The organism is Enterobacter sp. MGH119, assembly GCF_001037675.1.
GTDB classification, from domain to species: Bacteria; Pseudomonadota; Gammaproteobacteria; order Enterobacterales; family Enterobacteriaceae; genus Enterobacter; species Enterobacter hormaechei_C.
In genome coordinates this window covers 1197442-1212721 of the sequence record NZ_KQ089929.1, presented here as the reverse complement: position 1 = coordinate 1212721, position 15280 = coordinate 1197442, and the positions used below count along the sequence as shown (strand labels likewise).

General features: G+C 55.6%; 14 protein-coding genes. 6 read left to right on the top strand and 8 right to left on the bottom strand.

Annotated elements, in window-relative coordinates; genetic code table 11:
• Positions 1–7: 7 nt before the first annotated feature.
• Positions 8–1396: a Re/Si-specific NAD(P)(+) transhydrogenase subunit beta gene (gene pntB / locus SK53_RS05640; RefSeq protein ID WP_003857541.1), complete on the top strand. Its 1389-nt coding sequence runs from the start codon at positions 8–10 to the stop codon at positions 1394–1396.
• Positions 1397–1503: 107 nt separating this feature from the next.
• Complete coding sequence (locus SK53_RS05635; protein WP_048208762.1) at positions 1504–2616, top strand: mechanosensitive ion channel family protein; 1113 nt, start codon at positions 1504–1506, stop codon at positions 2614–2616.
• A 38-nt stretch (positions 2617–2654) separates the two neighbouring features.
• Here SK53_RS05635 and uspE read toward each other — a convergent pair whose 3' ends face one another.
• From uspE to SK53_RS05605, 6 genes are all read right to left on the bottom strand, one after another.
• Positions 2655–3605 carry a universal stress protein UspE gene (gene uspE, locus SK53_RS05630; protein ID WP_003857535.1) on the bottom strand — a complete coding sequence of 317 codons (951 nt, stop codon included), beginning with the start codon at positions 3603–3605 and terminating at the stop codon, positions 2655–2657.
• A 137-nt stretch (positions 3606–3742) separates the two neighbouring features.
• Entirely contained in the window at positions 3743–4495 is a 753-nt protein-coding gene (gene fnr / locus SK53_RS05625) for a fumarate/nitrate reduction transcriptional regulator Fnr (protein WP_000611906.1), read from the bottom strand.
• Positions 4496–4678: 183 nt separating this feature from the next.
• Positions 4679–5194, bottom strand: a complete 516-nt coding sequence (gene ogt / locus SK53_RS05620; RefSeq protein ID WP_003857532.1) for a methylated-DNA--[protein]-cysteine S-methyltransferase — start codon at positions 5192–5194, stop codon at positions 4679–4681.
• A gap of 9 nt (positions 5195–5203) precedes the next feature.
• Positions 5204–6730: a p-aminobenzoyl-glutamate transporter gene (gene abgT, locus SK53_RS05615; RefSeq protein ID WP_022651040.1), complete on the bottom strand. Its 1527-nt coding sequence runs from the start codon at positions 6728–6730 to the stop codon at positions 5204–5206.
• 44 nt (positions 6731–6774) lie between these two features.
• A complete protein-coding gene (locus SK53_RS05610) occupies positions 6775–8220 on the bottom strand; it encodes a M20 family metallopeptidase (RefSeq protein WP_003857528.1) in 1446 nt (481 codons plus the stop codon).
• On the bottom strand, positions 8220–9530 hold the full coding sequence (locus SK53_RS05605; RefSeq protein ID WP_003857525.1) for a M20 family metallo-hydrolase: 1311 nt from the start codon (positions 9528–9530) through the stop codon (positions 8220–8222). Before SK53_RS05605 ends, SK53_RS05610 begins: the two co-directional genes overlap by 1 nt.
• Before the next feature lie 175 nt (positions 9531–9705).
• On the opposite strand from SK53_RS05605, the gene SK53_RS05600 reads away from it, so the two are divergent.
• Positions 9706–10611, top strand: a complete 906-nt coding sequence (locus SK53_RS05600) for a LysR family transcriptional regulator (protein WP_003857524.1) — start codon at positions 9706–9708, stop codon at positions 10609–10611.
• Positions 10612–10959: 348 nt separating this feature from the next.
• On the top strand, positions 10960–11523 hold the full coding sequence (smrA, locus tag SK53_RS05595) for a DNA endonuclease SmrA (protein WP_003857522.1): 564 nt from the start codon (positions 10960–10962) through the stop codon (positions 11521–11523).
• 32 nt (positions 11524–11555) lie between these two features.
• On the opposite strand, the gene SK53_RS05590 is transcribed toward smrA, so the two are convergent.
• On the bottom strand, positions 11556–13217 hold the full coding sequence (locus SK53_RS05590) for a methyl-accepting chemotaxis citrate transducer (RefSeq protein ID WP_003857520.1): 1662 nt from the start codon (positions 13215–13217) through the stop codon (positions 11556–11558).
• A 145-nt stretch (positions 13218–13362) separates the two neighbouring features.
• On the opposite strand from SK53_RS05590, the gene SK53_RS05585 reads away from it, so the two are divergent.
• Positions 13363–14229, top strand: coding sequence for an aldo/keto reductase family oxidoreductase (locus SK53_RS05585; protein WP_022651043.1), 867 nt, complete (start codon positions 13363–13365; stop codon positions 14227–14229).
• A gap of 46 nt (positions 14230–14275) precedes the next feature.
• Here SK53_RS05585 and SK53_RS05580 read toward each other — a convergent pair whose 3' ends face one another.
• Entirely contained in the window at positions 14276–14476 is a 201-nt protein-coding gene (locus SK53_RS05580; RefSeq protein ID WP_003857516.1) for a hypothetical protein, read from the bottom strand.
• A 325-nt stretch (positions 14477–14801) separates the two neighbouring features.
• On the opposite strand from SK53_RS05580, the gene SK53_RS05575 reads away from it, so the two are divergent.
• Positions 14802–15221, top strand: a complete 420-nt coding sequence (locus SK53_RS05575) for a translesion error-prone DNA polymerase V autoproteolytic subunit (protein ID WP_003857514.1) — start codon at positions 14802–14804, stop codon at positions 15219–15221.
• Positions 15222–15280 lie beyond the last annotated feature (59 nt).

Sequence of the window (15280 nt, the reverse complement as noted above, 5' to 3'; positions counted from 1 at the left end):
GTAGCATATGTCTGGAGGATTAGTTACAGCCGCATACATTGTTGCTGCAATCCTGTTTATTTTCAGTCTGGCGGGGCTTTCCAAACACGAAACGTCTCAGCAGGGAAATAACTTTGGTATCGCCGGTATGGCGATTGCGCTGATTGCCACCATCTTTGGGCCGGACACCGGCAACGTGGCGTGGATCCTGGTGGCGATGATCATCGGCGGCGCGATTGGTATTCGTCTGGCGAAACGCGTTGAAATGACCGAGATGCCGGAGCTGGTTGCTATTCTGCACAGCTTCGTGGGTCTGGCGGCGGTGCTGGTGGGCTTCAACAGCTACCTGTACCACGAACCGGGCCTGGAGCCGATTCTGGTGAACATCCATCTGACCGAAGTGTTCCTCGGCATCTTCATCGGTGCGGTGACCTTCACCGGGTCGATTGTGGCGTTCGGCAAGCTGCGCGGGAAGATCTCTTCCAAACCGCTGATGCTGCCTAACCGCCACAAGCTGAATCTGGCGGCGCTGGTCGTTTCCTTTGTGCTGCTGGTGGTCTTCGTGCGTACCGAAAGCGTAGGCTTGCAGGTGCTGGCGTTATTGGTGATGACCATCATCGCGCTGGCGTTCGGCTGGCATCTGGTGGCGTCTATCGGCGGAGCAGATATGCCGGTAGTCGTTTCCATGCTGAACTCCTACTCCGGTTGGGCGGCGGCGGCGGCAGGCTTTATGCTGAGCAACGACCTGCTGATTGTCACCGGTGCGCTGGTCGGTTCTTCCGGTGCGATCCTGTCTTACATCATGTGTAAGGCGATGAACCGTTCGTTTATCAGCGTCATCGCGGGTGGCTTCGGTTCTGACGGCTCATCAACCGGTTCTGATGAGGAAGTGGGTGAACACCGTGAAATCAGCGCGGAAGACACCGCAGAGATGCTGAAAAACTCGCATTCCGTCATCATCACCCCAGGCTATGGCATGGCGGTGGCGCAGGCGCAGTATCCGGTGGCGGAAATCACCGAGAAACTCCGCGCGCGCGGTATCAAGGTTCGCTTTGGTATTCACCCGGTGGCGGGGCGTCTGCCAGGCCACATGAACGTGCTGCTGGCGGAAGCGAAGGTGCCTTACGACATCGTGCTGGAAATGGACGAGATCAACGATGATTTCGCCGACACCGACACCGTGCTGGTGATTGGCGCCAACGACACCGTTAACCCGGCGGCGCAGGACGATCCGCGTAGTCCGATTGCGGGTATGCCTGTTCTCGAAGTGTGGAAGGCGCAGAACGTTATTGTCTTCAAACGCTCTATGAACACCGGCTATGCTGGCGTGCAGAACCCGCTGTTCTTTAAAGATAACACCCACATGCTGTTTGGCGACGCCAAGGCCAGCGTGGATGCGATCCTGAAAGCGCTGTAATTTCGCTTCATCCTGACAAACCGCCCCCTGGGGCGGTTTTCTTATTTCTGCGGCCAGCTTTTCTCCTCTGTCTATACTTTACCCTTTGTGTAATACGAGGAGGTGTAATGCGATTTTTGTCCCGCTTCGACATCATCGAGCTGATGATGACGCCGTCTTTCTGGATCGGCGTCGCCACGGTGGTCTTTGTGACTCTGCTGGTGTACTGGCTGCTGACGCGCCTGATCGCCTTCGTTAAGAAAGGGATCACCACCTGGGGCGACAAGCACCCCAGCACCAACCGGATGCGCTTTATCCTGACGGATATGCTTAACCGCACCAGCCGCGTCCTGCTTTTTGTCGTGGCGCTGTTGTTCAGCCTGCGTTTCGTCGACTTACCGGATCATCTCTTTGGTACCGTGAGCCACGCCTGGTTCCTGGTCTTCGCTATCCAGGTGGCGCTGTGGATGGATCAGGGGGTGGTGTCGTGGCTTCGTCACGTCATGCTGGCGCCGGGAAGCCATAAAAACCCGGTGACGCTGGTGATCACGGGGCTTATCCTCCGTGCCATTGTCTGGTCAGTGATGCTGCTGTCTATTCTTGCTAACGCGGGCGTCAACATCACTGCTCTGGTTGCCAGCCTTGGGGTAGGGGGTATTGCTATCGCCCTCGCGGTGCAAACGATCCTGAGCGACGTGTTTGCATCGCTCTCCATCGGTTTTGATAAGCCGTTCGAAATCGGCGATTTTGTGGTGTTTAACGATGTCGCCGGGACGGTAGAGCACATTGGTCTGAAAACCACCCGTATCCGCAGCCTGAGCGGGGAGCAGATTGTCTGCGGGAACGCCATCCTGCTGCAACAGACGCTGCATAACTATAAGCGGATGCAAACGCGGCGGATTGTTTTTACCTTCGGAGTCGCCAGCGACACGGCGCCGGAAAAACTGCGTTCAGTGGGTGAGATGGTCAAACAGATCATTACCGACGTCGGGGAAACGAAGTTTGACCGCGCCCATTTCCTGGGCTTCGATCGCGATCGCCTGACCTTCGAGGTGGTTCATATTGTTAATACGGCGGATTACAACAAGTACATGGATATTCAGCAGGAGATCAATATTCGTATCCTGGAGGGGCTGAACCAGCAGGAGATCAAGCTGGCGCTACCGAGCATGGTTCTGCACGCGCCCTGGATGAATGCCAGCGACGAGGCATCTGCGCAACGGTTGAGCGAAGCGCAATAAAAAAAGCCCGCCGTTACCGGCGGGCTTTCATTTTGGGGTCAATCGTCTTCCTCATCGTCCAGCTCAACCGGCGTCTGATATTGATCCGGTTTGATGACCAGAAGGTCGCAGCGCAGATGGTCGATCACCTGCTCGGCGGTATTTCCCAGGAACGCGGCAGAAATACCGGTCCGGCCGATGGTGCCCAGCACCACAATCCCGGCCTGCAAATGCTCCGCCAGATCCGGAATAACCTCTTCCGGTAACCCTTTTTCTACGTGGGTCATGTTCTCATCGATACTGAATTTCTGGCGCAGCGCTTTCATGGCCAGCAGATGCTGACCGCGAATCGCGTCGTTATACACGCTCGGGTCAAATTCAGGCAGCTCGATGGCGATATTGATTGGCGTAACCGGATAGGCGCCCACCAGATGGACTTCAGTATGGTTAACCTGGTCGGCAAGCTGAAGCGTCTCCTTCACCAGTTTCTCGTTCAGCGAATTGTGATAATCCTCTTCGCTGGCCAGATTGACCGCCACGACGGCTTTCCCGCCCTCAGGCCACGGCTGATCTTTCACCATCCATACCGGACAAGGGCATTTGCGCAGCAGGTGCCAGTCTGTTGGAGTGAAAATCACGGATTCCAGTTTGTCATGCTGGTGCGCCATTTTCAGCAGCAGGTCATGCCCACCGGCCACCACTTCCTGAATAATGGCTTCGAAGGGGCGGTTGTGCCAGACTACTTTAATATCAATCGGTACGCCCGCTTCCAGGTAATACTTCGCCTGCTCGCGGATCCACGCGGTACGCTGGCTGATCACTCCCTGACGCATAGCGGTGCGCTCGTCAGGCGACAGAAGGGTGGTCATCTCGTATGAGAAGTCATAAATCGGCAAAAAGGCTTTAATTTTGCCACCAATCCGTTGATGTAAATACACAGCACGTCGTAATGCCGGCTGATCGTCCTGATTAGGATCGATAGCCACCAGCATGTTTTGATACTTTGCCATACAGGTCTCCTTACTACTGTCACCACAGTCTGTAAGTAAAAGAGTAACCTATATATCTTGAATGAAACAGGGGGGAAGTTTTTGCCAGATCAATAATCATGAAAATTTATCGACCTGGCATAAGATATCCGGGAGAGTTATGCCACGTTACGTGAGTGACCCGCCAGAATGGCCAGCGCTTCACCGTTTTCGATGGTGATATACTTACCTTTAACCGCCAGCATTCCGCTCTTCTGGAAGCGACCCAGCAGACGGCTGATGGTTTCCACGGTCAGGCCCAGATAGTTACCAATATCACCGCGCGTCATGGTCAGACGGAATTCACGCGGGGAGAAGCCACGTTCCGCGAAACGGCGGGAGAGGTTATAGATAAAGGCGGCCAGACGCTCTTCGGCATTCTTCTTAGAAAGCAGCAGGATCATATCCTGATCGCCTTTGATCTCACCGCTCATCAGACGCATCATCTGCTGACGCAGGTTCGGCATCTTACCGGACAGATCGTCCAGCGTCTCAAACGGAATTTCGCAGACCATAGAGGTTTCCAGCGCCTGAGCAAAGCTCGGGTGATGGCCACTGCCGATGGCGTCAAAGCCGACTAAATCGCCTGCCAGATGGAAGCCGGTGATCTGCTCGTCGCCCTGTTCGGTAATGGTGTAGCTTTTGATGGTGCCAGAACGGATAGCATAGAGCGATTTCAGTTCGTCTCCCGCCTTAAACAGCGTCTGCCCTTTCTGAATAGGCTTTTTGCGCTCGATGATATTGTCAAGCTGATCGAGTTCGTGCTCATTCAGAGTAAACGGGATACAGAGCTGGCTGATGCTGCAATCCTGGCAATGGATAGCACAACCGCCAGACTGAATGCGTCGTATAATTCGCTTTTCCGGGATCATAGGTTTGCTCAAGCCTTAATTGATATTGGTCAATTTTAACATCTTTTTGGTAAGGACGTAAGTCTGGCAAACCCCCAATAAAGACAAGAGACGGCAGCGTGTTGCCATCTCCTTGAAATTCCACAGAATGATTAAGGATTATGAACCTAACAGGAAGAAAATTAAGCACAAAAAGCCTGGGAATTACAGCAGAAAATACCCTTCGTGACGCAGCAGCCACTCTTTGCGCTGTACGCCCCCGGCATAGCCGGTGAGGGTGCCGTTGCGCCCAATCACGCGATGGCAAGGCACCACAATGCTGACGGGGTTAGAGCCATTTGCCGCACCGACCGCGCGCGCCGCGCCGGCACGACCAAGCTGTTCTGCCAGCTGACCGTAGTGCATCACCTGCCCGCAGGGAATATTACGCAGCGCCTGCCACACCTCGCGCTGGAAAGGGGTGCCCGCCGTGGCGGTTGGCAGGGTATTAATAATGCTGAGATCGCCCTCGAAGTAGGCCGTCAGTTTATCGCTCAGCCCGCCAGGATTACGGGCAGTAACACGCTCGTATCCCTCGGCGCGATAATGGATGTTGAGCAGCTCAACCATCCGGTCGCTGTGCTCTTCCCATTCAACCGCGCGCAGATTGAACGCTTCATCCGCGATAACCCACAGCGGCCCCAGCGGCGTCGCAATCTTATCTTCGAGTAATCTCAGCATCAGTACTCCTTAGTTCAGCCTCGGGTAAACACCCGGTCCAATCGGCAGGCCGACAAGATACCACGCCACCAGCATCACCAGCCATACCCCTAAGAAGATAAGCGGATAGGGCAGAACCAGCGAATAGTAGGTACCCAGCTTAGCCTCCGGTCTGTAGCGTTGCAGGAAGCCTAAAAACAGCGGAACGAAGGGTGACACGGGCGCCAGCGGGATCACCGAGGAATCGGCGACACGGAACAGGATCTGGGCGAACGCCGGATGGAAGCCGAGCATCATAAACATGGGGACAAAGATGGGCGCCAGAATCGACCAGATGGCCGACCCGCTGGCAATAAACATGCACAGCAGGGACGACAGCAGAGCCAGGCCGACAAACGCCGGAACACCGCTCAACCCCGCCGCCTCCAGCGCGTCCGTCAGGCTCACGGCCATAAACTTGCCCATGTTGCTCCAGTTAAACATGGCGACAAACTGCGCCAGCGGGAACACCATCACGATAAAACCCGCCATCTCCTTCATCGGCTCGATCATCAGGTGCGGCAGATCTCCCTGACGGCGGATTTTGCCGGTGGCGATGCCGTACGCGAGCGAAACGACGAAGAAGAAGAGAATTATCAGCGGCACAATGCCCTGAATAAACGGCGAGGGCAGTACGGTGTGTTTGATCGGATCGCGCAGCACGCCATTTTCCGGTACCACCATCAGCGCCACCACCGCAATGAACGCCAGCGAGACGATCCCGGCTACGCGCAGGCCGAACTGCTGCTCTTTGCTCAGCGTCTCCAGCTTTTCATCGCTCCGGCCTTCCCATTTACCCAGGCGCGGCTCAATGATTTTATCGGTAATCAGACCCCCGACAATCGTCAGGACAATCACTGAACTGGCCATAAAGTACCAGTTGTCGATCACGCTGACGTGCATGGTCGCATCGATGGTGCTGGCTGCCTCTGTGCTGATGCCGGAGAGCAGCACATCGGTGGTCACGATAAGCAGGTTAGCGGTAAACCCACAGCCGACGCCCGCAATCGCCGACAGCAGGCCCGCAACAGGATGACGACCAACGGCGAGGAAAATCAGCGCCCCCATCGGCGGCATGATCACCAGTGCCGCGTCGGACGAGATATGGCTGAAGAAGGCAATAAACAGCACCATATAGCTGGCATAACGCGCGCTGACGTGCGAGGCCATTTTGACCATCAGCGCGGGCAGGAGACCCACGCGCTCGGCCAGTCCCGCGCCTAACACCAGCGCCAGGATGGCGCCCAGCGGCGCAAAACCGCTGAAGTTTTTAATCACGTTCGGCAAAAACCAGTGCAACCCTTCAACGCTGAGCAGGTTTTTCACTGCCACCATGCTGCCGTCGGCCGGGCTGCGCACGCTCACCTCAAAGGCGGACAGCACGGCCGTCGCGACCATCAGGATGACAATTAAATAGATAAAAAGCAGGAAAGGGTGCGGCACTTTATTGCCGATCCTTTCAACCCAGCCATAGAGCTTACCGGATGGGGAATGCGAAGGTATGGAAGACATACTCATGGGCGTTCCTCGGGACTGTTGTTGTGTTGTTGTGTTGTGTTTTTTTATTTTAAAGGTGACGGTGTCACGCCCTGCGGGATCGGACACTCGTACGGTTTTTCTGTTATGTGTTGTTCGAACTCTTCCCGGCATTTTCGCAACAGGTCGGCATCCTGAAGCAGATGCAGCGCGGTCGCGCCCATCACTTTTCCGGCCAGCAACATGCCTTTATGGGCAATAGAGGTACGCCCCTGCGCCACTAATTGCCAGGTATGCAGCGGGGTGCCCACGGTAAAACAGGGGCTAAAGCACTGTGCGACAGGCATCTTCCAGCTGACATCCCCCACATCGGTGGAGCCTGCCAGCACGTTATCGGTGATGGCATAAGGGGCAACTTCATCCACCAGCAACGTCTCCTGATGGCGTCGGGCAAACGCTTTTCCCTCTTCGGCCCCCGTTGCGGCAATGTTTTTCAGGCTGTTTTGCAGATCGTTTGCCGTGAGCGTAGCGCGGATTTTACGGGCAAATTCGCGTTCCTCTTCCGTCCAGGCCGGCGTGCCGTAATGCTGCAATGCGCGGTACATCGCCGCTTCGAGCGTTCGGTTCGGCAGATAGCTGGAGCAGGCTTTATCAAAGCGGCACTCGACGGTGGTTTCGGTCATCATCGCCGCGCCCTGGGCGATTTTCTCGATGCGCGCGTAGATCTGCTGCGCATCGGCCATCTCCGGGGCGCGGATCAGGTACAGCACCTCGGCCTGGGCCTGCACCACGTTAGGCGAAATTCCGCCGGTATCGGTGATGGCGTAATGAACGCGCGCTTTTTCAATGATGTGTTCGTTGAGGAAGTTTGTGCCGGTGGTCATCAACGTCACGGCATCCAGCGCGCTGCGTCCCAGATGTGGGGAGTTAGCGGCATGGGCGGCGATCCCCTTAAACCGCCAGGCGGCCTGAATATTGGCCAGCGTGCTGACGTTAAACATCCCGGCAAAGGCTTCCGGGTGCCATGTCACGGCAGCGTCCACGTCGTCAAATAATCCTTCACGCACCATAAAGGTTTTACCGGAGCCGCCTTCCTCGCCGGGACAGCCGTAAAAACGCACCGTTCCGCTGCCGCCGTGCTGTTCCAGCCAGCTTTTCACCGCCACCGCCCCGGCAAAGGCAGCCGTGCCTAAGAGGTTATGCCCGCAGCCGTGGCCGTTCGCCCCCGGGGTGGCGGATTGCGCCGTCGCGCAGTGTGCCTGCTGGCTTAGCCCGGCCAGGGCATCGTATTCGCCCAGAAGGGCGATAACGGGCTTGCCGCTGCCGTAGCTGGCAATAAAGGCGTTGGGAATGCCTCCGGCTTCCCGCGTCAGGGTAAAGCCCTCGGCTTCCAGCGCGCTGGCGAGGCGTTCGGCGGACCAGAACTCTTCAAAGCGCGTTTCGGGATGATCCCAGATGTCGTCGGCAATATCGGTAAACGTCTGACATCGCGTGTCGATGGCATCAGCGATAAAAGCGTAGTTCTCCTGCATTACACACCTCGCGTCCACGGGAAATTAAGCGCAGTTCGCGCCAGCGTTTCGATGGCAACGTTCATCACCTGCTCATCAAAATCGAATTTTTCGTTGTGATGTCCGGCGCTCAGCTGGGTGCCGAAAACCATATACGAGGCCATGCCGCCGTTCTGCTGCACGCGGGCCATCATTAGCGTGGCGTCTTCGGAGCCCGCAGGCGCTTTGACCTTATTAATGGCATGAGTCACACCGGGCACCTGGCTTGCCTGCTCGCGCAGATAATCGACCCAGGCCGGGGAAGGGACGCTGGAGGTCGCCGCCCCCATCAGGTTTATCCCGGCTGTTACGCCATAGAGCGCCGCCGCGCCGGTAATTACCGCCTGCGCGCGCTCAAAGACATACTGATTAATGGCCTCGCTTTCGCCGCGGGTTTCAACCTTAAGTAACGCATCAGCCGGAACCACGTTGCGTCCGCTGCCCGCCTGCATGACCCCGACGTTAACCCGGGACGCGCCTTCGCTGTGTGGCGCGATGCCATGCAGCGCGATAGCGGCCTGGGCAGCAGCAAGCAGGGCGTTACGGCCCTCTTCCGGTTTACCGCCAGCGTGTGCGGCGACTCCGGTAAAGCGCACGTCAAATTTGGTGGTCGCCATGAAGTTATCGCTGCCGCAGATCACTGTCCCTTCCGGAACGCCGGTTCCGATATGAATGGCGGTAAAGTAGTCTACGCCGTCCAGCGCGCCTGCGGCGACCATAGCGCGCGCGCCGCGCGTACCCTCTTCGGCAGGCTGGAAGATCAGTTTGATGGTGCCGTTGAGCTGCGCTTCATGCTGCTTAAGCACCTGCGCGAGCCCCAGACCAATGGTGGTATGCCCGTCGTGGCCACAGGCGTGCATCATTCCCGGATTGCAGGAGGCAAACCCGTCGCGGAACGGGCGATGGCTGTCGTCGAGCGCTTCGCTTAAATCAAGGGCGTCCATGTCCACGCGAAACGCCAGGGTTGGGCCCGGGCGGCCGGTATTCAGGGTCGCGACAATGCCGGTGAACCCGCCCTCAAACGGCGCCAGCCATTTCTCCGGCGCGCCCTGCGCCCGGGCGCGGGCAAACTCTCGCGAAAGGGTGGCGTCATCGGGCAGTCCCATACGGCTTTCGGCGTCGACCACGTCGCGACCCATCGCCAGCTCGTAACCCAGTGAGGCGAGGATCTCCGCCACTTTTGCCGCAGTGCGAAACTCCACCCAACCGGATTCCGCGAAATGGTGGAAATCGCGACGCCATGCGCTCAGTTGTGGGGCTAATGTCTGGATGTACTGCGCCAGTGCGTTCATATCTTTTCCTGTCATCATTAAAATATGTGAACTGCTTCACGCTGTGATAGTTTTTACTTATCACTAATCGTTTTTTCACAGTTTTAACCGTTCAGGAATTACCCTCGCACATCCGTTTCCATTAAAGTAGATGACAGTTTCTTTACTCTGATAAACAACGGTTATCGGTTGCGTTATGTCATTTCAGATTAAATTTCATCAAATCAGGGCGTTTGTCGAGGTGGCGCGACAGGGCAGTATTCGCGGCGCCAGCCGGACGCTTAATCTTTCGCAGCCCGCGCTGACCAAATCCATTAAAGAGCTGGAGGAGGGTATGGCGGCCCAGCTGTTTGTGCGCAGGAGTAAAGGCGTCGCGCTGACCGAGTGCGGGGAAGGATTTTATCACCGCGCTAATTTGATTCTGGAAGAGCTACGCGCGGCGCAGGATGACATCCGCCAGCGGCAGGGCGAACTCGCCGGGCAGATCAATATTGGGATGGGAGCCAGCATTTCACGCAGCCTGATGCCAGCCGTCATTACGCGTTTTCATGCGCAGCATCCTCAGGTCAACGTTCGGATTATGGAAGGCCAGCTGGTGTCGATGATTAATGAATTACGTCAGGGTGAGCTGGACTTTACCATCAATACCTATTATCAGGGGCCGTACGATCACGAATTTACGTTTGAAAAGCTGTTCGAAAAGCCTTTTGCCGTATTTTGTCGGGCAGGACATCCGGCGACAGGGGCGACCTCAATTAATGAGCTTCTGCAATATAACTGGACGATGCCTACGCCCCGGGGAAGTTATTATAAGCAGTTGCAGGATACTTTTAACCATCGCTCTCAAATACCGCGAATTGGCGTTGTCTGTGAGACCTTTTCCTCCTGTATTAGCCTCGTCGCACAAAGCGATTTCATCAGCATTTTACCGCAGGAGCTGGGCTGCGATCCGCTTCTGGCGCACCGTCTGATAATGCTGCCGGTTGTCGAAACCCTGCCTAAAGCGGCATATTATTTAATTCAGCGTCGTGATTCTCGCCAGACACCGCTTGCCGAATCATTAATCACGCAGTTTCGAAGAGAGGCCAGGAAATTAATTTAATAAAAATAACAACAATAAAAAATAGAGTCTGCCCGACATCAGACAGACTCCACAGAACACACAGTCGTGCATCCTTTCGCGGATCCTACATGCATTATCCATTGGGCAGGTTTATTAAGTTATAACAGCTTTTTCTTAAAAGAGAAGGACGTTGAGTGATTGATTTCACGATTTTTTAACGTATTTATTTAATTAATTACGGCTGAAATTTAAGTTAAGGTTAGATTAAATTTATTGCGTCTGCGATTATCTGTTCCTTAAGCCATTATTTGTACCCGTGCCCGGGTGATTGAGACCCGCAACGGGCGCAGGTATAGTACATCACTCAGATGTAGCCGGAGGATTTCCATGAACCCTGACGACAAATCACTTTTTCTTGACGCCATGGAGGATGTCCAGCCGCTCAAACGCTGCGCGGATATTCACTGGCAGCAGAGCCGCAACACGCGGGCGCGTCAGGAAATAGATACTGAGCAGCTCGATAACTTTCTGACGCTGGGGTTTCTGGAACTGTTGCCCCTTGACGAGCCGCTGATGTTCCAGCGTGAAGGGGTACAGCAGGGGGTATTTGATAAGCTGCGTTCCGGCAAATATTCCCGTCAGGCCAGCTTAACGCTGTTACGCCAGCCTGCGGAGCAATGCCGCCAGCTGGTCTATTCCTTTATTCGCCAGGCCGGACGTGACGGGCTACGCAACCTGATCATCGTGCATGGTAAAGGGCGTGAACAGCAGTCGCACCCTAACGTAGTGCGCAGCTATCTTGCGCGCTGGTTGACCGAGTTCGACGAAGTACAGGCCTTTTGCGAAGCGCAGCCGCATCACGGCGGCAGCGGAGCATGCTATGTCTCGTTGCGTAAATCAGAGGATGCGAAGCGAGATAACTGGGAACGCCACGCCAAGCGCAGCCGCTAATCAGGCAGGCGGGCGATATGCCCGCCTGTCACTCAGAAGGTTTCCCAGTTCGCGTCAGCTGTATTCGCGCCTGCCGCTGACGGGCGCAGCAGTACGGGCGTTTTCACGTTTTTAGGGCGAGCCGCCGGCGATGCCTGAGCGTTCAGCCGGAATGCCGCCACGGCCTGACGCAGCTGTTCAGACTGATCTTCCAGCGCCGCCGCCGCCGTTGCCGACTCCTGTACCAGCGCGGCGTTTTGCTGCGTGACGCTGTCCATCTGCGAGACCGCCAGGCTGACCTGCTCTATACCGCGGCTCTGCTCGTCAGACGCCGAGGAAATCTCAGCCATAATATCGGTTACGCGCGTCACGGCCGCGACGATCTCTTTCATGGTCGCACCCGCCTCGCTCACCTGTTCCGAGCCGGTATTCACCCGGCTGACAGAGTTCTCGATAAGCCCTTTGATCTCTTTTGCCGCCTGCGCGCTGCGGCTGGCCAGCGTCCGTACTTCACCTGCCACGACCGCAAAGCCGCGACCTTGTTCCCCGGCACGGGCGGCTTCAACCGCCGCGTTGAGCGCGAGAATATTGGTCTGGAAGGCAATGCTATCGATAACGCCGGTGATATGCGCAATTTGCTGAGAACTGTCGGCAATGTCATTCATGGTACGCACCACGTTATCCACCACCTGACCGCCGCGTGCGGCGGTTTCAGACGCATTCTTCGCCAGCAGCGTCGCCTGGCGGGCGTTATCCGAGTTCTGTTTCACCGTGGCTGTCAGCTCTTCCATGCTGGCGGCGGTCTCTTCCAGCGAGGCTGCCTGCTGCTCGGTTCGGGCGGAAAGGTCGTTACTTCCGGCGGCAATTTCTCCTGCGCCCGTGTAGATAGAATCTGTGCTGCCGCGCACGGCGCTGACGGTGCTCACCAGCGACTGCTGCATCTCGTGCAGACCAGCAGCCAGCTGGCCCATCTCGTTGCGCCCGGCAATCGCGACATTTTGCGTCAGATCGCCGCTCGCGATGGTGCGAATATGGTTCATGATGGCGTTGAGCGGTTTCAGGAGCAGGTGCTGTAAACCCTGCCAGATCACCACCAGCACGGCGATCACGGTCAGGAAGATCGCCGCCAGCGTCCACTGCATCTGGGTAAAGCTGCTCTGGTTCTCTTCGGCGGCGGCTTTCAGCAGAACGTTGTTTTCAGCGCGCCAGCGGGTATAGACCGCCTCCATCTCATCCTGCGCCTGCTGGGCGTCCAGGTCGCCATAGGCCTGATAGTTATCGGCGCGCAGATACTCAATGGACAAGCGCATCACCTCGTGCATTTGCTTCCAGGCTTTCTGCATCTCTTCGGTGAGCGCGGCATGCTGGCCCTTCACCTGCGGAATAGCCTGCCAGTTTTTGTAATAGTCTTCGGCTTTGGCCAGCGAACCGTTGGCGGTGCCCAGCAGCGTGTTGATCGCCGCGAGAGAGGCCGGATCGCGCTGGTTTTTCAGGTAGCGGATCGCCACGCGGGTAACGGTAACGCGCGTTTTCACCAGCGTGTTAACGCTGTCGCTCAGGCTTTCCTGTTGGGCATTGAGTAACCCGGAGTTCTGAAAGTTGTGACGATCGTTGTTAACGGCAGAGTAGAACAACCCTCCCGTGACAACTTGCAGCAGACAGAATATGGTGAGGGCAAAGATAATACCGGTAATCACGTGCAGATTTTTCAGCATGGCGGTCATCCGTAAGAGAAGAGGCAGGGTTACATCAATACTATCGTCGTAGCGAATTTAAACTTTAATTTTACTATTGCTTAACTAATGGTTTCGTTGCGGAACCTGTTGTAAATCCGGATCATTTTTTATGAGGAAGGTCAGCATGAGCAGCATAGATAAAAGCGGAACGTTCACGCTCGGAACGCGTACGGTTAAACGATTTGGCTATGGCGCGATGCAGCTTGCCGGGCCTGGCGTTTTTGGTCCGCCAAAAGATAAAAATGCGGCGCTGGCGGTGCTGCGTGAAGCGGTGGCGTTGGGTGTGAATCACATTGATACCAGCGATTTTTACGGACCTCATGTGACCAACCAGCTTATCTGCGAGGCGCTTCATCCGTACCGGGACGACCTTACGATTGTGACCAAGATCGGAGCCCGACGCGGCGAGGATGCCTCCTGGCTGCCGGCGTTTTCCGCGCAGGAGCTGACGCAGGCGGTGCATGATAACCTGCGTAACCTGAAGCGGGATGTGCTGGACGTGGTTAACCTGCGGATCATGTTTAGCGCCCACGGACCGGCGGAAGGCTCGATTGCCGCGCCGCTGAGCACCCTTGCGGAGCTGCAACAGCAGGGGCTGGTTCGTCATATTGGGCTGAGCAACGTCACCGCTTCGCAGGTTGCTGAAGCGCAGAAGATGGTTTCCGTGGTGTGCGTACAGAACATGTACAACGTTGTGAATCGCGGTGACGATGCGCTGGTTGATTCGCTGGCGCAGCAGGGGATTGCCTGGGTGCCGTTCTTCCCGCTGGGTGGTTTCACGCCACTGCAATCTTCCGGACTACAGGCGGTGGCGGATTCACTGGGCGCGACGCCGATGCAGGTGGCGCTGGCATGGCTGCTGCAACGCTCGCCAAATATCCTCTTGATCCCGGGAACCTCATCGGTGGCGCATCTGCGTGAAAACCTGGCGGCAGTCGATCTGGTATTGCCGCCTGAGGCGCTGGAGACGTTAAATTCTCTGGTGGGGTAATCCCGATACCAGCAAAAGCCCGGAGGATTTTTCGGGCTTTTGCTGTTTATGATCCAATCTGACTTCTTTGGCGGTGAAGCGCTAACGCTTCCGCCACGATTTCCTGCTTACTTTTCCGTGTTTCATACGCAGTAATGCGGATGTACTCCATCAGCGCAGGATCGATGCGCGCACTTAACATCCTGAGTTCGGCCTCCTTTGCGACACCGCGAGCAACACGCTTATCGGGATAATCACGGGCGGGCATAGAAAACGTCCTCCAAAAATTGTCTTGTTAATTTGTGCTGTAAAATATGCGCCAGTCTAAATAGAAAGTCAACGGATAGTGATTATGCAGTGATGCTAAGTTGTCTTTTGTGTATTTAGAAGTAATTAGTAAGTGATTTGATAGTGATGTTTTATGACGCGTTAAGCTTGCCCATACGTAAAAATTTACAAAACAAATAATCTTCATTGCTATAGGGGGTTATAAGCGAAGCGGTTAAGGCGTAGCCAGCCGCTTACGCTGACATGGCTTGATCGATACCTCAGTTAAAACTACTGTATATAAAAACAGTATGGAGGTGTTTATCATGATCTTTTTCAGACCCGCAGAGTTGCGTGAAATCGTTGCTATTCCACTTTTCAGCGACTTAGTACAGTGCGGCTTCCCCAGCCCGGCAGCGGATTATGTAGAGCGGCGTATCGATTTAAACGAGTTATTAGTCGCCCATCCCAGCTCCACTTACTTTGTCAAAGCCGCCGGTGACTCGATGATAGAAGGGGGGATCAATAACGGTGATTTGCTGGTGGTGGACAGTTCCCGCAAGCCTGAGCATGGCGATATCGTGATTGCGGCGGTAGAGGGCGAATTTACCGTGAAGCGCCTCCAGCTGCGTCCCAATATTCAACTCAACCCCATGAACAGCGCCTATTCACCGATTATTGTCGGCAGCGACGATACGCTCGATATCTTTGGTGTAGTGACGTATATCGTGAAATCCGCGAGCTGATCGTGTTTGTGAAGCTTAATTAATAGGCAATAAGTTAATTCTCATCATGCAAAAATCTT